The 26,103-nt window shown below is 55.8% G+C and carries 19 protein-coding genes; 11 read left to right on the forward strand and 8 right to left on the reverse strand.

Features of this window, described 5'->3' with window-relative positions; all coding sequences use genetic code 11:
- Nucleotides 1-5: 5 nt before the first annotated feature.
- Nucleotides 6-407 (reverse strand): SMI1/KNR4 family protein, encoded by a 402-nt coding sequence (locus ACW8F6_RS00985; protein WP_491573963.1) that lies wholly within the window; start codon nucleotides 405-407, stop codon nucleotides 6-8.
- 339 nt (nucleotides 408-746) lie between these two features.
- On the opposite strand from ACW8F6_RS00985, the gene sstT reads away from it, so the two are divergent.
- The 6 genes from sstT (at nucleotide 747) to ACW8F6_RS01015 (ending at nucleotide 6,528) form a co-directional block, all read left to right on the forward strand.
- Complete coding sequence (sstT, locus tag ACW8F6_RS00990; RefSeq protein ID WP_491573964.1) at nucleotides 747-1,943, forward strand: serine/threonine transporter SstT; 1,197 nt, start codon at nucleotides 747-749, stop codon at nucleotides 1,941-1,943.
- A 32-nt stretch (nucleotides 1,944-1,975) separates the two neighbouring features.
- The gene (locus ACW8F6_RS00995) at nucleotides 1,976-3,412 is read left to right on the forward strand and encodes an alpha/beta hydrolase (RefSeq protein ID WP_491573965.1); all 1,437 of its coding nucleotides are present in this window, start codon (nucleotides 1,976-1,978) and stop codon (nucleotides 3,410-3,412) included.
- A 31-nt stretch (nucleotides 3,413-3,443) separates the two neighbouring features.
- On the forward strand, nucleotides 3,444-4,178 hold the full coding sequence (locus tag ACW8F6_RS01000) for an ABC transporter ATP-binding protein (protein WP_491573966.1): 735 nt from the start codon (nucleotides 3,444-3,446) through the stop codon (nucleotides 4,176-4,178).
- Nucleotides 4,175-5,341 (forward strand): ABC transporter permease, encoded by a 1,167-nt coding sequence (locus tag ACW8F6_RS01005; protein WP_491573967.1) that lies wholly within the window; start codon nucleotides 4,175-4,177, stop codon nucleotides 5,339-5,341. Before ACW8F6_RS01000 ends, ACW8F6_RS01005 begins: the two co-directional genes overlap by 4 nt.
- Before the next feature lie 40 nt (nucleotides 5,342-5,381).
- Nucleotides 5,382-5,798 (forward strand): DUF1801 domain-containing protein, encoded by a 417-nt coding sequence (locus ACW8F6_RS01010; protein ID WP_491573968.1) that lies wholly within the window; start codon nucleotides 5,382-5,384, stop codon nucleotides 5,796-5,798.
- Between the two features lie 379 nt (nucleotides 5,799-6,177).
- On the forward strand, nucleotides 6,178-6,528 hold the full coding sequence (locus ACW8F6_RS01015; protein WP_491573969.1) for a hypothetical protein: 351 nt from the start codon (nucleotides 6,178-6,180) through the stop codon (nucleotides 6,526-6,528).
- Between the two features lie 148 nt (nucleotides 6,529-6,676).
- On the opposite strand, the gene ACW8F6_RS01020 is transcribed toward ACW8F6_RS01015, so the two are convergent.
- From ACW8F6_RS01020 to ACW8F6_RS01045, 6 genes are all read right to left on the reverse strand, one after another.
- Nucleotides 6,677-9,268 carry a TonB-dependent receptor plug domain-containing protein gene (locus tag ACW8F6_RS01020; RefSeq protein WP_491573970.1) on the reverse strand — a complete coding sequence of 864 codons (2,592 nt, stop codon included), beginning with the start codon at nucleotides 9,266-9,268 and terminating at the stop codon, nucleotides 6,677-6,679.
- Between the two features lie 157 nt (nucleotides 9,269-9,425).
- Nucleotides 9,426-11,996, reverse strand: coding sequence for a TonB-dependent receptor plug domain-containing protein (locus ACW8F6_RS01025; protein WP_491573971.1), 2,571 nt, complete (start codon nucleotides 11,994-11,996; stop codon nucleotides 9,426-9,428).
- A gap of 227 nt (nucleotides 11,997-12,223) precedes the next feature.
- The gene (locus ACW8F6_RS01030; protein ID WP_491573972.1) at nucleotides 12,224-15,058 is read right to left on the reverse strand and encodes a TonB-dependent receptor domain-containing protein; all 2,835 of its coding nucleotides are present in this window, start codon (nucleotides 15,056-15,058) and stop codon (nucleotides 12,224-12,226) included.
- Between the two features lie 68 nt (nucleotides 15,059-15,126).
- A complete protein-coding gene (locus ACW8F6_RS01035; protein ID WP_491573973.1) occupies nucleotides 15,127-16,113 on the reverse strand; it encodes a FecR family protein in 987 nt (328 codons plus the stop codon).
- Between the two features lie 40 nt (nucleotides 16,114-16,153).
- Nucleotides 16,154-16,708, reverse strand: coding sequence for an RNA polymerase sigma factor (locus ACW8F6_RS01040; RefSeq protein ID WP_491573974.1), 555 nt, complete (start codon nucleotides 16,706-16,708; stop codon nucleotides 16,154-16,156).
- Nucleotides 16,709-16,819: 111 nt separating this feature from the next.
- Nucleotides 16,820-17,713 carry a LysR substrate-binding domain-containing protein gene (locus tag ACW8F6_RS01045; protein ID WP_491573975.1) on the reverse strand — a complete coding sequence of 298 codons (894 nt, stop codon included), beginning with the start codon at nucleotides 17,711-17,713 and terminating at the stop codon, nucleotides 16,820-16,822.
- Nucleotides 17,714-17,899: 186 nt separating this feature from the next.
- Between ACW8F6_RS01045 and ACW8F6_RS01050 the strand changes: the two genes are divergently transcribed.
- The 5 genes from ACW8F6_RS01050 to ACW8F6_RS01070 all read left to right on the forward strand — a co-directional run bounded on the left by ACW8F6_RS01050 (nucleotide 17,900) and on the right by ACW8F6_RS01070 (nucleotide 24,599).
- A complete protein-coding gene (locus tag ACW8F6_RS01050; RefSeq protein ID WP_491573976.1) occupies nucleotides 17,900-19,312 on the forward strand; it encodes an aldehyde dehydrogenase family protein in 1,413 nt (470 codons plus the stop codon).
- Between the two features lie 603 nt (nucleotides 19,313-19,915).
- The gene (locus ACW8F6_RS01055; RefSeq protein ID WP_491573977.1) at nucleotides 19,916-20,431 is read left to right on the forward strand and encodes a hemerythrin domain-containing protein; all 516 of its coding nucleotides are present in this window, start codon (nucleotides 19,916-19,918) and stop codon (nucleotides 20,429-20,431) included.
- Nucleotides 20,432-20,660: 229 nt separating this feature from the next.
- Nucleotides 20,661-22,670: an FAD-dependent oxidoreductase gene (locus tag ACW8F6_RS01060; RefSeq protein WP_491573978.1), complete on the forward strand. Its 2,010-nt coding sequence runs from the start codon at nucleotides 20,661-20,663 to the stop codon at nucleotides 22,668-22,670.
- 2 nt (nucleotides 22,671-22,672) lie between these two features.
- Nucleotides 22,673-24,013, forward strand: a complete 1,341-nt coding sequence (locus ACW8F6_RS01065; RefSeq protein WP_491573979.1) for a cytochrome c3 family protein — start codon at nucleotides 22,673-22,675, stop codon at nucleotides 24,011-24,013.
- A 34-nt stretch (nucleotides 24,014-24,047) separates the two neighbouring features.
- A complete protein-coding gene (locus ACW8F6_RS01070; RefSeq protein WP_491573980.1) occupies nucleotides 24,048-24,599 on the forward strand; it encodes a Tll0287-like domain-containing protein in 552 nt (183 codons plus the stop codon).
- A 31-nt stretch (nucleotides 24,600-24,630) separates the two neighbouring features.
- Here the strand turns inward: ACW8F6_RS01070 and nhaD are convergent, their stop codons facing one another.
- Nucleotides 24,631-25,893 (reverse strand): sodium:proton antiporter NhaD, encoded by a 1,263-nt coding sequence (nhaD, locus tag ACW8F6_RS01075; RefSeq protein ID WP_491574039.1) that lies wholly within the window; start codon nucleotides 25,891-25,893, stop codon nucleotides 24,631-24,633.
- Nucleotides 25,894-26,103: the final 210 nt, after the last annotated feature.

The following is a 26,103-nucleotide window of genomic DNA, read 5'->3' on the forward strand; positions in this document are numbered from 1 at the left end:
ATGGCCTAGCTTTCCAGCCACACGTCTCTGGCCCAATACCAGATATTTTCCCAGCTGTCGTCGGTCAGTTCGCCCTCGGCCCAATAGAGCACTTCGCCTTCTAAACTCAGGCAATAGTAGTTTTCGCCCGCCTGACAAAATGGAATCAGCGAGCGCGGCACCCCCAGCGACCAAGCGGTAGCACACACTTCGGGCAGGTAATTGTGCGCCGAAGGATCTGCCACAACCGCTGGCTCAAGGCTGCCAACTAACACATCGCTGACCGTCAGTAAAAACTCCCGGTAGTCGCGGGGCAGCGGCATGAGAATTTGCTCCTCGGCCTCTACGGTCATTTCGTGGGTGGGTAATTCCAAACCCCAGGCCACTTGCGTATTGGCCTCTCTTAACAGCTCAACGATTTCGTCCATAGCCCCTCCACTCATTAGGCTGTCACATCAGGCGCGCATTTAACCTTAGCCACAACGACACCGCAACGATGCAGACGCACTGTCCTAGGTATTGCTCACCGCGGCTACTGCGGTGTCGTCTAGAAAACCACAAGTCGCCTTAATCGACCTAAGTCGGGAACAACAATAGGCGAATGTTGCGCACAGCGACACACTTTAATCCGTCGCTTGCGCGACAAATCGCGTTCCTAGGTTAGCCAGCCCTTGGAATAAGGAAATAACGGTTGCCTGTCCTCTTGCGAGTCAGTACTTTTACCCACCTCGCCCCAATCCGACAACAACAATGGGTGTTTCCCTGTTATGAAGAACCTGATAACTAAAATCGCCAGCATCAGCCTGATCAGCCAGATTGCCATTGGCATTGTCGCCGCCGTCATTCTGGCCGAACTATCCGCTTCCGCAGCGGCCAGCGTGGCCATTCTGGGGAGCCTTTTTGTACAGGCGCTCAAGGCCGTGGCGCCCATTCTGGTGTTTGTGCTGGTGGCCAGTGCTATCGCCAACCAGCGCGGCGCCAACAGCCAGATGCGCCCCATCGTTGGGCTCTATTTGGTAGGAACGCTGAGCGCCGCCATTATCGCCGTACTCCTCAGCACGCTGTTTCCCTCTACCCTGGCGCTCACAGTGACCGAACAGAGCTTGAATGCACCCCAGGGCATAGGCGAGGTATTGCATACCTTGATTTTTAAACTGGTGGACAACCCCATCAACGCCCTCCTGACCGGCAATTTCATCGGTATTTTGGTGTGGGGCATCGCATTAGGACTAGGCCTGCGCCATGCACAGGCGGCCACCAAAAGCAGTTTTGCCGATACCGCACACGCCATTACCTTTGTAGTGCGCTTTGTCATTCGCACGGCACCCTTGGGCATATTCGGGCTGGTGGCCGGCAATTTGGCCGAGGGTGGCCTGGGCGTGCTCGCCGGCTATGCACAGGTTTTGGGCGTATTAATTGGCGCCATGCTGATCATGGCGCTACTCGTCAACCCCGCCATCGTCTGGTTCAAACTGCGCACCAACCCCTACCCATTGGTACTCACCTGCCTGCGCGAAAGTGGCGTCACCGCCTTTTTTACCCGCAGCTCGGCCGCCAATATCCCGGTTAACATGGCACTCTGTGAAAAGCTGGCGTTAGATGAAGATACCTATGCGGTATCTATTCCCTTGGGCGCAACCATCAACATGGCCGGCGCGGCAATTACCATTACCACGCTCACCCTGGCTGCCGTCCATACGCTGGGTATTCAAGTGGATCTGCCCACGGCATTGCTATTGAGTGTCATCGCCTCGTTATCGGCGTGCGGCGCCTCCGGCGTGGCCGGCGGCTCGCTGTTGTTAATTCCCATGGCCTGCAGCCTGTTTAACATTTCCGACGACATCGCCATGCAGGTGGTAGCCGTTGGTTTTGTGATCAGCGTCTTGCAAGATTCGGCTGAGACCGCGTTAAATTCATCCACCGACGTGGTTTACACCGCCGCCGTCAGCCGCGCCAGCCACTGAACCGATCCGGCAATCAAATAGGAGGATGTCCAGTGAGAAAAAGTGTCATCCTATGGACGGTGTGCCTGAGCGCCCTGGCTATTGGGCAGGGCATAGGGGCAGAGCCATTGGTTGCGACATCTTGCTACCTCGAAGGCCTGCCCGACCGCGCCGAGTGCTTTCAACTGCAAGTGCCGGAAGATCCGGCCAACCCGGACGGCGCCTCACTGACACTGCACGCCGCCCGTCTACCGGCGTTGACCCCCAGCACCCAGCCACCCCTGGCAATTCTTGCGGGTGGCCCCGGCCAGTCGGCCATAGAGATAGGCGGGCGCGTGGGGCAAGCATTTCACGCCCTGCGGGCAGAGCGCGATATATTACTGCTAGAACAGCGCGGTACCGGGCGCAGTAACGGCCTAAACTGCACCCCCGTCGACGCCGATCCCTATCGCGACCTGTTTGATAGCGCGCACATTGCCGACCAGATCACCCGCTGCCTGGCCACATTTACCGGCGATTTGCGCCACTACAACACGCCCAATGCCGTGGACGATTTTGCCGCCATGGTGCAGGCGCTGGGTTACAGCCAAGTGCATCTCTATGGCGCCTCCTACGGCTCGCGCGCAGCCCTGGTGTTTTTGCGTCGACACCCCGATCTGATTGCCAGTGCCGTGCTCGATGGCCTGGCACCGGTACAAAGTATTGTGGGCCCCTTTGCCGTACATGGGCACCGTGCATTAAATTTACTGTTTGAGGATTGTGAACAAACGTCGACCTGCGCCGCGCAATTTCCCAATTTGCGTAACCACTACTGGCAGCTTTGGCAGGCTATTAGCGAAAGCGCACAGCCACTCGAGGTAGCCATTCGGCACCCCAAATCTTTGACCGAACACACGCTGCGCCTCGATCGCATTAAATTTTTCCAACTGACGCTAAGCAACCTCTACGCGCCCGAACAGCGCCAACTATTGCCCTACGCCATCGACCAGGCTGCCCAAGGCAACTGGCACCCCTTCGCCGGCATCATTGCCGCCGGCAGTGACCCCGGCCTCTACTCCGGCTTGACCACTAACATCTTGTGCAACGAAGATGTACGGCGCGCCAGCCCCGAGGTACTTGCGGCCGATAGCCAATCGCCCTTCAAAGATACTGCGCTGGTGCTGATGCAATCGCTGTGCGCGCAATGGCCCATCGAATACCAGCTAGACAACACCTACTATGCACCGGTGCAAAGCGATATTCCGGTGCTGGCGCTGTCGGGTAAACGCGATCCGGTGACCCCCCCAGCCTGGGGCGAGCTGGCAGCTCAAGGGCTCAGCAATGCTATACATTTGATTGCTGAAAACGCCGCGCACATTGTTGCCATGCGCGGTTGTGGACCAAAACTGGTGCGCCAATTTATCGAGACTCCCGGCGGGCAGTTGGCGGCCAGTGACTGCTTGGCGGCGCTGCCCGAGGCCGTCTTTATGCGCACAGAAAACGCCCACTAGCCACCCAAACTCGTCTCAAAAGGCAATCGCGATGTTGGAAGTACAACAACTGACAAAACATTTCGGCCAGGTCACCGCGCTGGACGGGCTTAGTTTCCGCGCCGACGATGGCCGCATAACCGGCATATTGGGCCCCAACGGTGCCGGCAAAACCACGGCCCTGCGGGTAATTTATGGGCTGCTAAAACCGGAACAGGGCTGCGCCCGGGTAGACGGTATTCACGTTGCGAAACAGCCCCTGGCGGCACGCCGCAAGTTGGGTGTTTTTCCCGACAAGTTTGGGCTTTACGAGCGCCTGACCGCCTTTGAGCAAATTGCCTACTTTGCCGGTTTACACGGCTTTGATACCGGCCGAGCCAAGGCGGCCACCGAGTCAATCATTCGCAAGTTATCGCTGGAAGATATCGCCCACCGCCGTACACAGGGCTTTTCACAAGGGCAGCGCATGAAAGTGGTCTTGGCACAGGCCTTGGTGCACGCGCCGCAGAATCTGGTGCTGGATGAGCCCACACGTGGGCTGGATGTGATGAGCACCCGCATATTGCGCCAACAACTGCGCGACCTGCGCGACGCCGGCCACTGCATTTTATTTTCCAGTCACGTCATGCAGGAAGTGGCCGCGCTGTGCGATCAAGTCATCGTCGTGGCCAAGGGCCGCGTGGTGGCCGCGGGCACGCCGGCCCAGCTGTGTGCGCTAACGGGACAATCGCAGCTAGAAGAGGCCTTTGTCGCGTTGATTGGCAGCGACGAGGGAATCGCCGCATGACTTCGGTTTTTCGCACTCTGTTGCACAAGGAAATGATCGACGCACTGCGCGATCGACGCGCCCTGATGGGAGCCTTGGTGTACGCGCTGTTTGGCCCATTGGTCTTGGCCGCCGCGCTCCACTTTGCCATTGCCAATAACGAAGAAGACAACGCCATTTATATCGCCATCAACGGGGCCGAATATGCACCCGTACTGGTAGAAAAACTACGGCAACAGCATATACGGGCGCTGGGCACTGGCAGCGCCGAAGACGAAGCGCGCTGGCGCGACGCCCCTATTACGCTAGACATCCCGGCGGATTACCCACAAAAAATTGAACAGGCCGACGCATTGTCGCTCACCCTGTGGATCAATTCCGCGGACGAAGGCCGCAACAGCGCACACCGTCGCGTGCGCGCTGCACTCCAGCAATACGGCAACGAGGTCGCCACTTACCGCTTGGTTCTCCGGGGCATAGACGCTCACCTACTGTCGCCCTTCACTGTGTCTGTGCGCGACCGCGCCAGCGCCCAGGAAAAAAGTGGCGTAGTGATGGGCATGCTCGCCGTGTTTGTCTTGATGAGCGTGTTTGTGGCCAGTACCAGTATCGCCATCGACACCTCCGCCGGCGAGCGCGAACGCAACGCGCTGGAGCTGATTCTGATTCAACCGATTACCACAGCGCAGCTGGTCGGTGCCAAGCTGATCGCCGTGGCCCTGCTCGGTAGTGTGGGCGCGGTATTGACCCTGTGCATGACCTCGTTGGTCATGGGCTTTGTGCCGCTCGCCAAAATGGGTATTGGCTTTGAGTTAAACCTGTCGACAATTGTGGTGATTACACTGGCCATGCTACCACTGGCGGTGTTTGCGGCGGCCTTTCAGCTATTTTGCGCCTTCCAGGCAAAGAGCTTTAAAGAAGCGCAATCTTATATTTCACTCACCATTATGATTCCGCTCACCATCCCTTTCGCCGTGCAATTTATGCCGCACAAACCCGATTGGGTGGATTGGGTACCGGTGGCCAGTCAGAGCGCGCTTATAGAGCACATTGCCAAGGGGCAGCCCATTGACTGGCTCGCGGTGGGTACCGGTGCGCTGCTCACAATCGCGCTGGCAGGGCTGCTGGCGGGGTGGCTAACCCGCACCCTGAAGTCGGAAAAAGCCATTCTTGGACTAAGCTAATCAACGTCTATTGACTACACCTGCACAGGAATTACCCATTATGTCGTTGAAAACACAACCCAATGGGGCCTCCGTCGACGCTTTTCTGGCGGCCGTTGAACACCCCACGCGGCGTGCCGATGCACAGGCACTGCTCGCACTCTACCGGGGCGTTACCGGTCAAACAGCGGTAATGTGGGGCGACAGTATCGTCGGCTTTGGCGAATACCAATACCGACAAAAGGGCAAATTACTGCGCTGGATGCAGGCAGGGTTTTCGCCGCGCAAGCAAAATTTGTCGCTGTATATTCTGAATGGTTTTGCCAGTTACGGGACACTGCTGGCACAACTTGGCAAGCACAAAACCGCTGTGTCTTGCTTGTATATCAACAAGCTAGCCGATGTCGACATGACCCTGCTCGAATCTCTGGTGTCCGATGCCTGGCAACAGGTGCGCGCAGGTAATCGCATTTGCTGAGTGCAAAGGCTGGGCAAAGGGATGCCAATAAGCTAGTGTTGACGACGGTGGTGGCTAGCGGTAAAGTGCGCGCCACATCAAGAGAGTGGCTGACGCCAACGCCAACCTGCCGAGCCTGGCAAGGTGGCCCCCAATCCAGCAACTGTGCCAATGGCCAGAGGATTGGGGATGCGGTCGCACGGGTTTCTTCGGAAACTGCGCGATAACTAACAGGATTGCAGATACCGCATCGGTACACTGCCCCCGTCAGCCCTCACCAACGAGGGTTTTTTTATGTCTACAGTACTGCCATTCCGAATGTGAAGCTCACACAGATTCACATAATGCAGGGCCTTTGCCCGGCCCCTCAAACGTTATTGATTGACCTCGGAATTCTGTTATGACATTGCACAACATTAGCCAAATCCACAGCCAGCGACATGTGATCACCGATCATTTCATTGGCCCGCAACACCCATTTTTGGGCCTGTGTCGCAGCCGTTGCCATACACTGCTCAAGCGCAGCAATTGGCAGCACAAAGCCATTATGGAAGGCGACCACTACCTGTACGTGAGCCGCGCCTTTCAAGCCAAGGGCCGCGTCAAAGGCTTTTGCGTCAACCACTGGCAGATCAGTAGTAAAACCTTTGTCAGTCAAACCTTTGTGACCGACTTGGGTCTGGCGTTGGTACTGGCAAACAGTGCGGCACAGGGTTTGCGAATGCGACGGTCACTGCCCAGAGCCGCCTGACCTAAGCAGGGGTAGTTGTCAGGTGCCTGCAGCGCAACATTCCCGCCCCGTGTAGCCCCCATAAAAAAGCCCCTGCACCCAGCCTTACGAAGGCCTGGGTGCAGGGGCTTGTGTTTAGCCGCAGTGGTCGGCTAGCGTAAAGCGCACATCAGAAGGTAGCGTTAGCGCGCATGTACCAGTAGGCCCCATTAAAACCGTAGGGCGAGGTCACCGCGTACTGCTGACCAAGGAAGCGCAGCACCCCGTTTGCTTCATCGTCCGGGTATTCATCGGTGATATTGTCGCCGCCGATCGAGACCGAGTAGTGCTCGTTAATATCCAGCGTAAACTGCACGTCCACCAAGATGGCGCCGCCGTAGCTGGTGGCATCGGATGCATCGCCCGGGCCAAACAAACCGCCGGTGCTCGACCAGCTGTCGTAGCGATTAAAGCGCAGTAAACTGCTCAGCTCCATACCCGCCACCGGGTGAATGAAATCAAAGCTCAGCACCGTGCTGTTGTTTGGAATCTGATTTTCCAGATCGTAGACGCGCCCGGCATTGATGGTATCGGCGGCCACATCCGAGACTTCTTGGGTGTTGTAGTTGTGGCGGAAATCGATATCCAGATTGCCGCTACCCAACTCGTGCCCCGAGTGAATATTCAGATCGATACCCGAAACCTTGGAAGTAAAGCCGTTCACGAAATAGTTGCCGTTACTGCCCGCCAACAGGTTGGCATTGGGAATGCCGGCATCGTTCAGCATCTGCAGCTCTTCGGTACCGATGGTAAAACTGCGCAACGCCAAGCGATCGTTAATCTCGATGTTGTAGTAATCCAAGGTGACGTTTACGTTATCCAGTGGCGTGTAGACAAAACCCAGGGTGTAGCTGGTCGACTCCTCCGGCACCAAGTCCTCGGCACCCAGCGCCCGCGCGATGGGGTGATTGACCGGATAGGTACCACTGGGTACCAAGTTGCCGCTGGAATCAGAGGTGGTGGTGACGTTCAAGGTGTTCACCTGCCCGGGTGTGGGCGCGCGGAAACCGGTGCTAACGGTACCTCGCACGGCAAAGGTTTCACTCACGTCGTAGCGGGTAGACAGCTTGTAATCCAAGGTGGAATCGTAGGCGTCTGAGTCCTCGTAGCGCAACGCGATGGCACCGGACCACTGATCGGTCAAATCCGTTTCAAAATCAGCATAGGCCGCGTAGCTGTCGTTCTCAAAAGAGCCCGCTGATTCAGTAGGGAAACCCTGGAAGCCATCGGAACCAACGCCAAATTGCGCGTAGGTGGGCCCTACGGCAATAGACGCCGCATCGCCCGCGCCAATTTTGTAGGTTTCATTGCGCCATTCAAAACCAAAACCCAAGTTATGTGGCGAGTCTGCCCAGGTTTTCACAAAGTCGGCATTCAAGCTGCTTTCCTGTTGCGTCAAGGTACCGGGGCTAAAGGTTGTGGGCGACAAACGCCCGAGGCTTGGGTTGATACTGTCCTGCAGCACGTAGGCCACTTCGTTCTCAGCGGTGCTGACGCGTACATCCCAAGTGAGATCGCTATTAAATTCGCCTTTAGCGCCAAAGACAAAAGAGTAATCGCTCAGGTTGGCGCCAAACAGCGGGCTGTAGCCACCGGGAAAGGTGGTGTGAATGGGGTTGAGCAAGGCGTAACCGCTGGGGCTGGTCAAATCTGCGGTCAAATAGTCTGCCGGGTCTAGGCCTGCGGTAATTATGTCGGCCACCAGCGCATTGCTGGCGGGATCGGCAATGCCGTTTGCATCGCCGTCAATCATCAGCGTGGTGCGCGGAGGGTTGGCGATATTATCCGCTGCGGTGGGCAATACTGGGCCGCGATAGAAAAAACCAGAAAGGGTTTCGGTATCCATGTAGCTGGCGTGACCGTAGAGCGTGACATCATTGTCCAAATCGTAACCGGCATTCACAAACAATTTCACCGACTCAATATCGGGGTCGCCCCAACGCTGGCCAAAGCCGTTGTAGGGGACCTTATCGGCTCCCACGATATCGGCAATGGCGGCAGCGTCTGGGCGCGCCGTGCCGCGACTGGTAATTTCAGAGGAGTTATATTCCGCGGTGACGTTAATGAAACCGTCGTCGCCCAAACCAAAGCCAGCATTTGCCGCCACCGAGGTGCGCGCGCCATCGCCCTCGGTGTACTCACCGTACTGGCCACTTAAACTGAAGCCTTCACTGGCGTCGTTCAACACCAAGTTCACAACGCCGGCAATGGCATCGGAACCATACTGTGCCGACGCGCCGTCGCGCAGCACTTCTACGCGCTTAATGGCCGCCGAGGGAAAGGCGGAAAAATCCACGCCCTGCGAGCCCTGGTTTACGGTGCCGAGCGGTGCCAATTGCAAGTTTACTAACGCCGAGCGATGGCGACGGCTTCCGTTTACCAGCACCAGCGTGTGGTCGGGCGATAGGTTGCGCAGCGTCACCGGCCGCACAAAGGCCGTGCCGTCGGCGATGGGGAAGCGCTGGGTATTCAGCGAGGGCACAACTTTGGTTAACGAATCCGTTAAATCCGTGGCGCCCTGCTTGCTAAAAACAGTGCCACTTAAAACGTCGATGGGCGACAAGGTTTCAGTGGGCGACTGTCCTTCTTTGCGGGTACCAATGGTCACCACCTCTTCAAGCAGCTCCAGGCTGTCGTCGCCCTGTGCAAAAGCCGGTTGCCCCATGGCACTTGTCACGGCCAGCGCCAAGAGAGACGGTTTGAATAGTTTTCTCGCGTTCATTGAGTTGCTCCGGGTTACTTTGTATTTTTATGAAAATAATGGCGCCCTTTTTGAGCGCAGTTGTAAAACTCTATAAAAAAAGCGCCCTCCTGCGAAGGCGCTCAAAAGTCTAACGATTTAGACGGACTGAAAAACACATGTCTTTCGGATTTACAATTTAAAAGCTGTAATTCGCCTTGGCGTACCAGAAACTGCCGTTAATGCCAAAGGGCGAAGTCTCATAGTACTTTGCACCGGACCAGGAGGGCGATGGATTACCATTAGCACCGGTATAACGCATGGGCTCTTGATCGAGCAGGTTGCTGGCACCCACCTTTACGGCAAAGTTTTCATTGAAGCTATAGGCCACTTCTAAATCCAACGTAATGGCGGCGTCGCCTTTGATCGCATCGGAGGGATCATCGGCGTGAATAGCTAGATACTCGCCGTAGTAATTGGCGCGCAAGAAGCCGGAGAGATCGCCCCAGTACTGTGCCCAGGTCAAAGTACCGCGATGGTTCGGCAACTCTTCTTCAAGGCGCTGCACATCCCAATCACTGGTGATGGTGTAGCTGTCGACTTCGGTTTGGGTGTAGTTATAGGCCATGGTGAAATCGGAGGGCCCACCAAACAGTTCAGTGCTATAAGTGGCAACTAGATCGACACCTTCTGTAGTGGTGTCAAAGTCATTGGTAAAGAAGTTGAAGTGTGTCAGCGTGCCCACCAAATCTGCTGCAGGCATATCCGCTGGCAAGCTGGCGCGGGTGGTGTCATCCAGGAACTTGGAATCTGTGACGGTAATGCGATCGGTCACTTCTATGTGGTAAAAGTCCAGGGTGATATCCAATCCGCCCAAGTTGGTGACCAAACCCAGTGCAAAACTTTCCGACTCTTCAGGCGTTAAGTCTTGTGCACCCAAAGCCACCGATACTGGATGGTTAGGCGCCAAGGTTGCCACATTCATCAGGCCAAAGCCGGCAATGTTGGTGGTTTGCGTATTCACCACATTGCTCTGCCCCATGGTAGGTGCACGGAAACCGGTACCCACGGAACCGCGCAGTGCCAGCTCGTCCATCAATGACCAGTTAAAGGTCAACTTGTAGTTAGTGGTATCACCAAAATCTGAAAAGCTTTCATAGCGCAATGCACCACCCACCAGCAATGCATCATTCACTTGGTGCTCCACATCGGTATAAAGAGCAAAATTGTTGCGCTCATACTCGCCCGCAGAATCCGGGTGGAAACCTGGGAAACCATGCGAACCCACGGTGAATACCGCCAGGGTGTTGTTTGGATCTGGATCGCCCGAAATCACATTATCCAGATCGGAATAGCGGCCAGCTTTCCAAGACGCTGTTTCGCCGGCAATGATTTCGAAACTGTCTTCACGCCACTCCCAACCACCGGCAATACTGGTGTCGCCAATTTGACGAGAAAAATCCACGTTTAAGGTTTTTTCCTGCTGAATGTATGAGCCGGTGCGGAAACTATTGGGCGACTCTGGACCCATTGAGGGGTTCAAAGTATTGTTCAGACCAAATTGGCTTTGATTGCGGCCCACGGCGGCGCTGAAATCGTAGGACCAGTCTTGCATAAAGCCACTGTTAAAGGTGCCTTTGGTGCCCGCCGTAATGGAGCTGTCGGTAATATCACCCACAAAACGCGGCGTGTAGCCACCTGAGTACATCTCATTCACTGACCAGCAACTGTCGGAGGCAATGATGGCCGCCAGCAACGGATCGGTTGCCGGGTTACCCGTACCTGCGGGGCCTGTGGTCAAATTACAGTTGCCGTCCACATTAGCGATTAAACGATTATCACCCCATGTGAACACCCCGGTGCGGCCATTGGGATTACGAAAATAAAATCCGCCGTCAACGTGGCGGGTTGCATGGTTGGCAAACAAGTAGGCTTCGCTGTCGTTACCCAATTCCAAGCCGGCGTTTACAAACACGCTTATATCGTCTTCAACCTTGGGCGAACCCCAGATCATTGTTGGGTTAGGCACATTCTCCACGCCATTACCTTCCAAGGTTGCATTGTTGCTGCTGGGGCTGGAACGCACAGTGTCGTCGGCCTGGTTCCACTGCATGCTGGCATTGATGAAACCATTGCTGCTCAGCGGCATGCCTACATTTGCCGACACGGTAGTGGTGTCGCCATCGCCCTCGGCGTACTGGCCGTACTTCACTTCGACGTTGCCGCCCTCAGCGTCGTCTTTTAAGACAAAGTTCATCACGCCGGCAATGGCGTCGGAGCCGTATTGCGCCGCTGCGCCATCGCGCAGTACTTCTACTTGTTTTAGCGCAATGCTTGGGATCACAGAGATATCTGGGCCCTGTGCACCTTTATTCAAGCCGCCGCCTTGAAACACAATCACTGACGAGCGATGACGGCGCTTGCCGTTAACTAAGATCAAGGTGCTGTCCGAAGCTAGGCCGCGCAGGTTTACGGGCCGAATAATTGAGGCCGCATCGCTGATGGGCTGCTGCAATACGTTGAAGGACGGAATACTGCCCTTGAGCATTTCCAACATATCGCTAGAGCCGGATTTGGCAATTTCATCGGCCGTGATGACATCGACAGGCACCGGTGACTGAGTCGCCGAACGCGGCGCCACACGCGAGCCAACCGTGACAACTTCTTCAAGTAATTCAAAATCTTCTGTTTGTGCCACAGCGCTCGGCATACCGAGGGTACCGAGTAAGGCTGCGGCAGAAATGGACGTAACTATGCGCCTATGAATCATGGTGAATCTCCCAATGAACTTTTATTGTTTGGTCTAGTTGTTAGATCGGGCGAAGGTATAACCCCCCACAATTGAGGATAGTTCACCCTTCACCATGAGTACGCAAAAGCGTCAAAAAACCGCTAGTGAAAAGTCAAAGCGAGTGACAAAAAAGGAAAGTATTTTAGAAATTCGTGAAACTTCGAGATGTTTAGCCCCAGCAACACGAAGAAAATAGGATGGCGAAACTAAAGCTGATATTCGGCACGCACGTAATAAAAAGCGCCATTAATGCCGTAGGGAGAGGCCTCCCAGGGGTAGACAAAGCTGCCACCGGAGATGGCCGTCAATAAACTGTCTTTCGCCACGGCCTGGGGATAAGTATCCAGCAGGTTGTTTCCGCCTAGCGCAATCGAGAAACCGGAGCGGAACTGGTAGCTGATATCGCCATCGAGCAACCAGGCGTTTCCAGACACATGTACCGAGTCTTGCACGTCGGGCAAGTCCACGCCCAGACCGGCCTCGGTAAAATAGCTGGTGCTCACCGAGCCGTAGTGGTTGAGCCGCAGCCCCACGGACCAGCCCTGGTAGTGCCAGTCGGCGTTGAGCAATAAGCGCCGCCGCGGCTGCCCCTGCTCCACTAGCATGACCTGAGCATCGGAAAACAGGCGCTCGGCGGGCAGCCCACCCGGGGTATGTAACCGGGCCACGCGGGTGTTGTTGTAATGGGCCAGCAGTGCGAGGTTGGTCACCCCCAGGTCGTGGGCCCAGCGATAGCGCGCCACCAAATCCAAGCCGCTGGTACTGGTATCCATGGCGTTGTACATGAACTGGACAGCACCCACATTGTGCGCCTGGTGCGCGAGTGCCTCAGCCAGCGGGCATGGCGCGCCACAATCGCCGCCCGCGGCAATCACATCGCTGAGCGCTATGGCGTCTGCCACCTCAATATGAAAGGCGTCGAGAGTGACCGACACCTCCGGCAAAGGCTGCCAGACGCCGCCCAGGCTGGCCTGCCGAGAGCGTTCAGCAGACAAGTGATCGACCTGCAGCGCGACTAATGCCGGATTTCCCTGGGCCGCGTGGAGGGTATTGGTGAGTACATCGGGACCGATGTTGGTGATCACGTGAGTAAAGTGCGCCTGGTTGAGACCGGGCGCGCGAAAGCCACTGGCAAGAGTCCCGCGCAAGGTCAACAGCGGGGTCAAGGCCAACCGCATAGACATCTTGCCGCTCAAGTTGCGTCCTACGCCGCCGTAGTCTTCCCATCGGCTTGCCAATGCAATGGCCAGGGCGTCGCTCACTTGCAGTTCAGCTTCGGTAAACCAGGCCAAACTTTCCCGGCTTTCATCCACCGCCAAACGGTAACCCGGATAGGCTTGCATACCCGCTTGCGCGCGGCTGCGCGGCTGGCCGTCGGCGCACAGGCTGCCAGTTTCCTCTGGACAGGGGTCGATAGGGCTCGGAATAAAGATAGTGAAGTCGTCGGTGGGCCCGTAGGCGTAGGAGGCAAAGTCACCGATGGCAATTCCATATTGTTCGCGCCGCCACTCCAGCCCCATGGTCAGCAACAACTCTTCAACACCGGCAGCGGGCAAACGCCCCGAGCCCACCAGCGAGTTCTGCCACTGGCTGTAGCGCAGCTGGCCATTATTGGCCTGAGTGGGAGTCTCGGCCCCGAGCGACACATTCACTGAATAATCCGTGCCCTGCAGAAACCGGTTTTCGCCGTAATTACTGGTCGCGTCCAGCTGCCAATCGCCAGGTAGCGCCCACAATAGCCCCAGTGCCAGCGCATCGTCTTCCGTTTGCGTGCGCTGCAGGGGCAGGAAGCCCTCTGGGTCCAGTGCCGGCAGATAGCGCGCACTGACGGGTGGAAAGCCCGCCTGAGCGCCGGCGCCACGGTAAAAGCCTGCGGACTGGCCTTCGCGCCGGGCCAACCCGCCAAATCCGTAAGCTTCCAGGTTTTCGTTCCATTGCCAGCGACCGTTGATAAACAAGCTGGTGCTGTCTTGCTCGGTATCGCCAATACGCATGCTGACGCGCGGCGGGGTAAAACGGGTATCGGGCGCCGCGCGATTGGTGGCTCCTCGGTCTTGCGCCTCGAGGGTAATAAATACACTGGCGTCATCGCCCAGTGCCAGCCCACCCGTGACACTGGCAATGAGCGATGCCCCATCGCCGGCGCGGGTCACACCGTATTGCACGTCAATTTCCGGCGCCTGCTCGCCCTCTTTTAACAACAGGTTCAACACACCGGCAATGGCGTCTGAGCCGTACTGCGCACTGGCACCATCGCGCAGCACTTCGATACGCTCCAAGGCCGCCGTGGGAATGGCGTTCATGTCGGTGCCCGATGAGCCTCGCCCCACCACCTGCTGAATGTTAATTTGGGCTTGGTGGTGGCGCCGCTTGCCGTTGACCATGACCAGCAGCTGATCGGGGTTCATGCCCCGCAAGGTAGCTGGCCGCACCAGGTCGGCGCCGTCGCTGACCATGGTGCGCGAGTAATTAAAAGACGGCGCCTGGCTTTGCAACTGCTCGCCCAGCGACGCCGGTGCAGAGCGCTCCAGCAAGTAGCCGGGCACGATATCCACTGGCACCGTAGACTGCAGCAAGCGGCGGTTCTTGGCGCGCGTACCGATAGTCACCAATTCCTCCATCAGTGGTGGAGGCAAGGTAGGATCTGGCGCTATAGCCGGAGACCGCTTAGTTGGCGCAACCTTTTCCGGGGAAGACACAGCTGACGCACTGGGCTCAATCAGGAAAATGCCCGGTTCCAGCTCCCGCAGTAGCAGCGGCTGACCCGCAATGAGTCGCCGCAGGCCCTGCTCGGGCTCAAACTGTCCCGCCAGCGCGGGCGCTTGCAACCCGTCCAGCTCGGCGGGCCTAAATACCAAGCGGATCGCCGGCGCCTGTTCGGCAAAGGCCAGCAACGCCTGATCCAATGGTTGGCTTGGCAGGTTAAATACGTGCGGTGCCGCCTGCCCCAGCGCGGTCAAGCCGGCCAGGAATACACCAACCAATGTGCGCCAGAGTCGTTTGTAGGGTGCCGGAATATTCGAACCAACCACTGCGTGCATCTTTTGTCTGTTTCTAATTGTTATACCAGACCCACTGGCCGCGCGACACGGCCAATACCACCGAGCGACTAGTTCAAAGGATCGGCGTCTCGGTACAGGAGCGTTAACAGGGGAGTTACCCGCACCGCTTTAATGGGAAAACCCGCCTCCAACATGGTCACTGCGGCCTGGGTATCGCCGGTGGCAAAGGCACCACCAACTCGCACCGCCGAGAGGTCGGTATCGACAATGATCATCCTGCGATAGCTGTAGCGGTTCATTTCATCCACGAACTCCGCTAACGCCACATTGTTGAAAAACAAGCGCTGCTCGCGCCAGGCGAGCGCCTTGCGCACATCGTCGGCGCTGCGTTCGGTCACCAAGCCCAGCTGCGAGCCCACGCGAATACTTTGCTGGGCGCTTAACCGGGTGGGCGTTTCGGCTGGCCGCGCCACGTCCACCAGTCCCTCGGTCACCAGCACTGCCGTCGCTTCATCAGTGACCCGCACACCAAAGGCTGTTCCCACTGCCCGAGCTTCACCTTTTGAGGTTTCCACGACAAAGGGGCGAGCCGGATTTTTTGCCACAGCCACAAACAACTCCCCTTCCAGCAATTCGATGCGGCGCTCCTGCGCGGTGAAGCGGATATTGACGGAGGAACCGGCATTAAGGGTGAGCTGACTACCATCGGCCAGTGCAAAGGTTTCTATTTCGCCAATGCCCGTACTGAAATCGGGTTGGCTCAACCACAGGGCGCAGCCCAGTACCAGCGTCGCCACCAGCGCAACCCGCCGCATGGCCCGCCGACGCCAGCCAGTGTGCTCTGGCCTATCCAGGGCAACAGCTGCACGTACCGGGAGGCTTTGCAGCTCGGGCGCGGCAGCCAGGGCCTTGGCCATCCGCCCTACCTCCACCCACTGCTCGCGAGCGTCGGCAAATGCCGCGCGGTGCAGCGCATCGGCCTGCAACCACTGGCGCAGCAAATCTGTCTCGGCTTCGTTCAGACCATCGGCCTGACGCTCGGCCCATACAGCAGCCTGCTGGGAAACGTCGGCATTGTGTACTAGCTGAATCATTTATTTAACACTATCTATCGATTGTATTTTGTACGGGCATCTAGTCCCGCTGCATTAAGGCTCGACATTGCTTCATGCCGGCGGCAACGTGCTTCTCTACAGTACTTACGGATATCCCCAACTTTTCCGCAATGACCTTCTGCGACAATTGGTGAATTTTCCGCATTACAAATACCCGACGGCATTGCGGTGGCAGCGTTTCAATCACGCGATTCAGCTGGACAATGGCCTGCTGATCGATGGCTTGCTGCTCTAGATCCGGCAAAGGGTCTAACAGCGACTCCACGTCAACGGCCAGGTCGACCTCGGAAACCTTGCGATGCCGCGCGCGATCGATAACCAAGTTACGGGCAATGGTGAACAGTAAACTGCGACCTCGGGCCAACTCCACCCGTTCGCCGTGTCGCTGAAAGCGTTCAAAGGTTTCCTGTAGCAGATCTGCCACATCGTCGTGATCGCGCACGCGCAGCCATAAAAAGCGCTTAAGCAGTGCGGCGTGTTGTTCAAACAGGGCGGCGAGTTGCTGATCGTGAGTGTTACTGCGATGTTGCTCGCGGTCAGTGTGGCCACCTGGGTTCAGGGTAGGCTGCTGCAAAGGCACACTCTCTCGTTATTTGCTCTTTTGTTATTTTTGTCGGGCTTGCGCCCAGTGACGGGTCTGCGCCCGCTAGAACGCAAGTACCATAGCACGATTCTGCGCCAATATTCACCTGCTAGACGCCAGCGTCAACAGCCACTGCCGAAAGGCCGCCACCGGTTCAACCCTGGCGCTATCGGCATCGGATACCAAAAAGTAGCCGCCTTCGCACGGCAGCCGCTCACCCAACTGTACCAACTCGTTGAGCGCCAAACGATCGGCTACAAAGTACCAGGGCAAGACCGTGGCCCCCAACCCCTGCAGGGCGGCCTGCAGTAACAGGGGAAAAGTTTCCAGGCGCTGGCCGGGCAAAGCGTTTACGGCTGTGGCCGCCAAACCGGCCGCGCGCCACCAGTAACCGGTGGACGACTCGGGACTGGTGTGGTGCAACAGCGGGTAGTGCCGCAACTCTGCCGGCGCCGCTATTGGCCCATGCTTTTGCACCAGCGCGGGCGTCGCCACTGCCACCAGCTCGTCCGCCATTAAAAAATCTGTCTGCATGCCGGGCCAATGGCCGGCGCCAAATAAAATGGTCAGATCACACGCCACCTGCCGCTGGTAAAGTTTATGAATATCCGTCATTAAATGGATAGAGGTATCTGGGTGGGCATCTGTGAAACCTGCCAAGGCAGGTAGAAGCCAGTGACTGGCGAGAGCCGGCTCAATACCCAGCACTATGTGGTGCCCAGGCCGGTATTGACGAATTTCTTCGGTCGCCTGAGCTAAAAGCTGCAGCACCGGCGCCACCTGCTGGTAGTAGCGCTGCCCCGCTGCTGTCAGTTGCATGCGCTGTCGCACCCGCTCGAACAGCGCCTGCCCCACCAACTCCTCCAACTGTTTAATCTGCCGGCTGACCGCACTTTGAGTCAGACACAGCCGTTCGGCGGCCTTAGTGACGTTGCCAGTCTCCACCGCCGTCGCAAAACACTGCAAACTGCCCGTCGAGGGCAATTGACCCCGCATAGCGCCTCACTTCATGAATATTTGGAATAGGTTGTTCAGACTAAATTGTTTTTAGTGTGCAGGCCAGTAGGTATATGCTGGCTCTTTTGGGGCATAGCCGAGTGAGGGTTCAAACGGCTAGGCTAACCAGCTCTTTCAATGCCCTGCGACTAGGCGCAGTTTGGCGGGTTTACCGGGGTTATCCACATGAAACAGTATCAACACTTTTATATCAACGGCGCCTGGGTGAAGTCACAGAGCGCGGACACTTTTACGGTGATTAACCCAGCCACTGAATTGCCCGTTGCGACAGTACCTATGGGTAATCAGGCCGACGTCGACAGCGCCGTGGCCGCCGCGCGCGCCGCATTTCCTGCCTGGTCGGCCACCAGTGCCCAAACACGCTGCGACCTGATTAATAAAATTGCGGATTTGATGCGCGCCCGCGAGGCGGAATTAGTTGCTGCGGTCAGCGATGCCATGGGCTGCCCCCGCCATCTAACACCCGACTTACAGGTCAAGGGCCCCACCTTCGCCATGGCTAACTTTGCCGAGCGCGCCTTTGTGATGGAGCAAACCCGCGAGGCGGGGAATTCGCTGATTGTCAAAGAGCCTGTGGGAGTCTGCGCGTTTATCAACCCCTGGAATTACCCATTGCACCAATTTGTTGGCAAGGTCGCTCCCGCACTGGCAGCCGGCTGCACCCTTGTGATCAAACCCTCCGAGCAAACCCCGCTGCAGGATTTGATCATGGCGCAAATTATGCACGATGCCGGTCTGCCCGCAGGCGTGTTCAATTTGGTCATCGGCGCAGGCCCAGTGGTAGGCGCCGCGTTAAGTGCTCACCCCCAGGTAGATATGGTGTCGTTTACAGGCAGCACGCGCGCGGGCAAGTTAATCGCGCAAGCCGCAGCCGAAACCGTCAAGCGCGTCACCCAGGAACTGGGGGGTAAATCGCCCTACATTATTACGGCCGATGCCGATTTGGACGCGGCGGTGAAGTACGGCGTTGAAGACGTCATGATTAACTCTGGCCAAACCTGTACTGCGCTGACACGCATGTTGGTGCCCCGCAGCCGCTATGAAGAGGCCGTGGCTATCGCCAAAGCGCACACGGAATCTTTAGTGGTGGGCGCCGGGGCCGATGCCTTTGTGGGTCCCATGTCCTCCGCTCGCCAGCGCGATGTCGTGCAAAGCTACATTCAAAAAGGTATCGACGAAGGCGCGCGTCTGGTCACCGGTGGCCTGGGCATGCCGGCACACCTGGAGCGCGGCTACTACGTAAAGCCAACGATTTTTGCCGACGTCATCAACACTATGACCATTGCGCAAGAGGAAATATTCGGCCCCGTACTGTGCATGATCGCCTACGACGACATTGACCAGGCCGTGACCATTGCCAACGATACCCCCTACGGATTATCGAGCGGCGTCTATGCCAAAGACAAAGAAGCCGGCATTGCCATAGCCCGAAAAATTCGCGCCGGCCAATGCTATGTAAACGCCGGCAGCTTTAACTACCTCGCGCCCTTTGGTGGCTACAAACAATCTGGCAATGGGCGAGAATTTGGCGACGAAGGCATGCATGAATTTATCGAAACCAAGGCGATGCAGCTCTAAGTCACTCGCGCTATCTTTTTCCCCATCACCTCGACTTAACGCCCCCTTGTGGGGCGTTTTACGTGCGTATTGCGCACCTATCTCCATTCACTTATTTGAAACAAGCACCTATTAAACTGGTTTCTCATAACCAATTGGTACTATAGTTCGCAAACTCTGCGCGCTTTCTACTGACTAATAAGCTGTCGATATACAATTACTGTTTATCTCAACAAATCAGCCTAAAAAATAACCAACGACACCGTTATTACGGATTATAGTTAAAGAGCATTAATGGACGCACGGCGCCAAATATAATATTTTGACGCCAAACTCATCGAGAAGATCCCTGTATAACGGTTATTTTTGTCAGGTCGATGGGCATCAGTTGTTAGCAGTTAAACGTATTAATGCTTTTTTAAGAGCTAAGTCACACATTTTTAGTAGTACGGTTATACTCCGCACTTGCGCAGATCACCGCTAGGCGGATAATGGCCCCAAGCCAGCCAACTAGTACTAGAGCACTAGATCTAATGGACAACCTGTGTGAGGTCTTACAGGAAGTAGCGACGGGAAGGTTTGTGCGACGTAGCTCATAACAAAAGACACACAAGGTAGCTGTTTATGTTTGGATTCATTTCCGATTTTTTTTCTGGCCGCGACAGTCAGAAAGAAGCACCAAAACTGGCCGAAGCCCCAAAAGCGGGTGCCAATTCTATTGCCTATGACCCCAACCTTATTGCCGCACTTGAAGCCGACCATTCCAAGTTGGTAGAACTCTATGGCAAGATGTGGGACGAGGGTTTCGAAAAGAAGAACTATGTAAAGCTTTCCCGCATCCTGGGTGAGTTTAAGTCGCTTTTCCAAGGCCATCTACTGAAAGAAAATGTGCGATTTTATGTCTACCTGGAGCAGTCACTCGGTAACGATAAGCACACTCTGGCAGTGGTGAAAGAATTTAGATCCGACATGAACGACATCGCCAATGCGGTTATTGGCTTCTGCAAGCGCTATGGCAAGCCACAGTTTACGCCCGCCATGGAACTGCAGTTTAAGAAAGACTACACCGCCATTGGCGAGGCACTAACCCGCCGCGTGCAGTCTGAAGAGCGTGATTTGTATTCACTTTATCAGGCGTAATTACCGGCCCGACAATGACGTCGGGCCCCGTAATTCTGATAGAGAACAATAATAAAAGAAGGGAATCACACAGCTTGTTCTGGCGCCGCGAAGGCTAACGTGTCGTCGCATTTGAGCACTCTGTGGCCGTTAAGCCGCACTGGATCTGAAAATTGGCTGCTCCGCGTTACCCGCGGGCGGATTTTCTATGCGCTAGACAAATTGATTAACCCACGATCCAGTGAGGACAATGAAAAACACGGCTGGCACTACACAAATGGATGACGTGGTCTCTGCAGCACCAAGCACCCCGCGCTCGGCGAGCGCCGGGCTCAACATCATCGTAGTCGGCACGGGGCCGGTAGGCATTCGAGCCGCCCGCATGCTATTGGGACAAAATCCCAGCCACCGTATTCTCCTGTTTGGTGAAGAACCCGTCAGCCCTTACAACCGCGTACAGCTTTCCCTGTATTTATCCGGTGAAGTAAAGCGCGATGCGCTCGACATGCTGCCCCAAAGTACAGAGCCCCAGGATCACGGGTTCGAAACCCACTATGGTCGCAAGATTACGCACATAGACCGCAAAAACCGCACGGTAAGCGACGATGCAGGCAATCAGTTTGGCTACGACAAATTAATTATAGCCACCGGATCGCGGGCTCGCCTGCCCGATTTACCCGGTAATACACTGGGCAACACCTTCACATTTCGTACTCTGGATGACACTGAGTCGCTATTAGAGCGCAAACAAAAAAGCCACTCGGTTTACATTGTCGGCTCAGGCCCCTTGGGCATTGAGGCAGCGCTGGGAATGAAAACCCGCGAAAACCGGGTGTACCTGCAAGCGCGGAACTATTTACTGGATTCAGCCCTGGACGAAAAAGCACAAGACATATTGTGCGACAGCTTGCAAACAGCTGGCATTCAAGTAATCGCAAACGACGACACCAAGGCCATTCTCGGACACGATACCGTGATCGGCGTGGAATTGCAGAGCGGGCGCATCATCGAGTGTGACACAGTGGTCTTTTGCACCGGGGTCACCGCCAATACCTTCTTGGCACAAACCTGTGGGCTAGAAGTCAGCAAAGGTATCCTGGTGAACGACGTGATGCAAACCAGCGATCCACACATTTATGCCGTGGGCGAGTGCTCAGAGCACCGGGGCCAAACCTACGGTGTAGTAGCCCCAGGCTTTGAACAGGTCAGCTCCATGATTACCCATGTGAGCGGCCAGCACATGCCCTACACCGGCAGCCCCGCAAACATTCAATTGAAATTTGGCAGCCAGTCGAGCGCACTGATCGGTCAGGTACGCGACCCCAATTGCGACACATATGTGTATGCCAATCGGCTCAAGGGCATTTACCGAAAACTGTTTATCAAAGACCAGCAGTTGGTCGGTTATATCTACATTGGTAGTTGGAGTGAGCTGCCCTTATTGCAACAGGCCCAGGGCAGCGCCACGCGCCTGAAGGCAAAACAGTTGCAACAGTTTGCCGAGACCGGTTTTTTGTGGGAGGCAGAGAAGCCCGTCCACATCAAAGACCAACCCGAAGAATATATCGTGTGCCTGTGCGAAAACGTCACCCGAGGTACTCTCTCCAAGGCCATGGAAGGTGGCAATCGCACAATGGACAGCCTCTGCCAGGCAACCAAGGCCGGTGTTACCTGCGGTTCTTGCAAGCCTTTGCTGGCCGAAATGCTGGACGCACCGGCGCCGAACTTGGTCATGCGCCACTACAAATCCATCTACTGGTATTCAGTGATAGCTATCGTTCTCATGCTGGCCACGGTGTTCTTGGAGCCCATCGGCATTGGCGAAAGCACGCAGGTCAGTTGGCAGCTCGAAAAGCTGTGGTTTGATAATTTTTGGAAACAGGTCAGCGGCTACACGCTGCTGTTTCTCAGCTTACTGGCAGGCGGGCTCGGCATTCGTAAACGCTGGAAAAAACTGAATTTTGGCCACCTGGATGACTGGCGCTATGTGCACTCCATTATTGGCGTACTGGCGCTGGTGGTGCTCATGATTCACACCGGCATGCGCCTTGGACACAACCTCAATTTTGTTTTGATGATGGTGTTTCTTGCCGCCACGCTCACGGGCTCGCTGGTGGGCGTATTTATGGCGCGCAACCACCATTGGACTGATTTAAAGCTGCGTAAACACCGCGCCTGGTGGTCGCGCGTCCACTACACACTCCTGTGGATGCTGCCTGCCCTGCTGACCTATCACATTCTGGCCGTGTACTTCTTTTAAGCATGAACAACTATCAATTTAAATTTTGGCACTACGGCCTGATCATTACCGCCATTATCTCTGCCCTGCTGGCCTACAACCTCTGGTCTGGCGACAAGCGCTTTTATATTTCTGGTCCGCCGACTCACGGGCACCACCAAATTGAATTAGCCTGCAGCAGCTGCCACGGCGAACCCTTTGACGACCGCAGCGTCATGCAAAATGCCTGCGAATCTTGCCACCTGGAGACGCTGAATAAATTCAGCGACACCCACCCGCAATCCAAGTTTACCGACCCGCGCAACGCTGAATTGTTGCAGCATTTAGATGCCACCCAGTGCGTCACCTGCCACCGCGAGCACAAACCCGAAATTACTCGGGCTTACGGCGTGACCCTGGCCAAGGATTTTTGCGCACACTGCCACCAGGACATCGGCGAAGAGCGGGCCAGCCACGCCGAGTTTGGCTTTGAAAGCTGCACCAACTCCGGCTGTCACAACTACCACGACAATACTGCGCTGTACGAAAACTTTCTGCGTAAGCACGTCAAAGATCCCGCCCTTAAAAAGCGCTTCAAAGTACCGGAGCTGACGGGCATGCAGGTGTGGTTAAAAGCCAATAAAGGGGTGGCGCCGCTCGCCTCGCAAGATCAGGATTCGCCATTGTCAGACACGCCACACATTGACGCCTGGGCCGCTAGTCACCACGCCAGCGCCGGCGTGAACTGCAGCAGTTGTCACGGCAAAGAAAATTGGCATGCAACCGGTCTCGAGGTCAGCGTCACTAGCTGCCAAAGCTGCCATGAAAAACAAACCGACGGGTTTTACCAGGGCAAACACGGCATGCGCTTGAATCCTGCACTGGCAGGCGCCTTGAGCCCCATGAGCCCCGCGCTCGCCACACTGCCCATGCACGACGATGCCGCCCACCAGTCGCTCACCTGCGCCAGCTGCCACGATCCACACCAGCCCGACCTTAAGCGAGCTGCCACCCAGGCCTGCCTGGGGTGCCATCAAGATGAACACAGCCGCCGCTTTGAAGCATCTGCACACGGGCAACTATGGCAGCAGGCCATTGACGGTACAGTGGCGCAGAAAGATGCTGTCAGCTGTGCCAGCTGTCACTTGCCCAGAATCAAAAAAGGTCGCAAAGTACACGTGGAGCACAATCAAAGCGCCACCTTGCAACCCAATAGCAAGATGATCCGCAGCGTGTGCACCCAATGTCACGGCGTCGAGTTTACCCTGTCGGCCTTGGCAGACCCGCTATTAATCCGGAATAACTTTTCCGGGCAGCCCGCCAACCACCACACCAGCATGGATTTGGTGCGCGAGCGCATAGAGCAACGCAAGAACAAGAAGTAACTCGCACTCAATACTCACGAATGGAGGCAGTACCATGAAGCAAACACTCATCGCCACAGCACTACTCGCCAGCAGTTTAGCGCCATTGGCCAACGCAGAAATTACGCCACAGCGCATGGCCGATGCAATCTACGCCGTGATCGAGTCAGACCGCGCCGTCTACACACAGCAAGTGGTCAACCGCTTGCAAAACGAAGACGAAGTCATCACCGCGGACGAGCATTGGAAGGAAGAACAGGCCCTACCATTGCCCGCGCAAATGCTTCGCATGGGCGCCGAGGGTGTCGCCAAAAGAAATGCGGGATTCACCTACGCATTACTGTCTGAATGGCCCATCAACTCTCAAAACGCGCCTAAAACGCCAATGGAAAAAGAGGGATTGGCATTCGTGCGAAAAAACCTAGGCAAAAACTTTTACGGCACTGAAGAGCTGGGCGGCAAGAAGTACTTTACCGCGGTTTATGCCGATATGGCCGTTTCGGAAGCCTGCGTGAAATGCCACAACGATCACATCGACAGTCCAAAAACCGACTTTAAACTGGGCGACATTATGGGCGGCGTAGTCATGCGCATACCCGTGGAATAAGGCCACCTGCTAACAGGCACGCTCGTGGTTGTTACAGGGTACTTGCACCCTGTAACAACCAACGCCCCACGCCAAAACTCAACCAGTAACCCACCGAATAAGCCACCAGTAAATAGCCAAACATAGAAAGGTAGCTTAAAAAGTTGAGCTCCCGAACTTTGCTCATGGCAATGATACCCGCAGCCGACCCTATCACAAGCAGCGAGCCACCAACCCCCGTGGCATAGGTCATGGAGAGCCAACCCGCGGCGTCCATGGGCACATCCGCCTTTAACACCGCCGCCGTCAGCGGCACGTTATCCAGCAGTGCCGAAGCCACGCCCATTAGATAGTTGGCGTATTCAGGCGCCATGGTGGTGTAGAGCCCTGTCAGCGATTGCAAAACACCAATTTCTTTCAGCATGCCCACAATCAATAACACGCCCAGGAAAAATAGCAGCGTATCAAACTCGATTTCCCGAATATAATTCAAAATATTTCGGTTGGTTTTTTTGCGCATCAAGTAGTGCGCCAGGAGAAACATGCAACTCAGACCAAATAAAAACGTTAGCACTGGCGGCACTTGATAGAATGCATTTAACAATAGCGTGGCGAGGATAGTGGCCAAAAAGACACTGGCTATCGCCACATCGTATGACTCAATGGCCACCGTTGTTTTTTCGAAGGTTATGCGTCCGCGCATGCGCACCGACAACATAGCAGCCAGCACCACCACGCCACACAAGGCGGGGCCTATCAGCAGCAGGAGGTTGCCAATACTGACCTTCCCCGCCATAAAAATCATCAACGTTGTGACGTCGCCGGTAATTAACGAAACACCACCACTATTAACGGCAAAAATAACCAGCGTGGCATACTTTAGTCGCTTGCGCGCCTGTATTTTTAGGCTGGTAATCACCGCCAACGATACCAGAGTAGCGGTGACATTATCGGCAAAGGACGAAAACACAAAGGCAAACCCACCCAACAACAGCAATAGCGTACGTTCGTGAAGTTCGCCTGGCAGCAAGCGTTGCACCAGCGCGCTCACAAAACCCTTGCTGTTTAGGTAGGCCACAAACGTCATGGCAGACATTAAAAACAACCAAAGCGTGGCAATTTCCAGCAGATTTTCGTTCAGCTCCGCTGTCACTTGCACAGCATCGGCACCATGCAATGGGAACAGATAGGCCAACAACCAACACAGGGTGCCAATAAACAGCGTGGACTTGGCCTTATTCAGGTGAATCACATCCTCCAAGACCACTAAAAAGAACGCAACTAAAGCCAATAGCCCAATGATGAATGCCACAATTATTCCACCCTGTGATTTTGGCGGGCATTCTAATCACAGTGGATGATGGAGCCAATCACTAATTGCAGCATCGCTGGCCACCCGGTGATCGACATGGACCCTCGCTGCCCACCCTCATTGGATATTCCGCCAATGAAAACCCGTGGCAGCTGGCGCTCTGAACCAATGGCGTTGCACTCGCAGCGCTACAACCACAATGGCCGCCACAAC

The sequence above is a fragment of the Simiduia sp. genome, assembly GCF_058345725.1.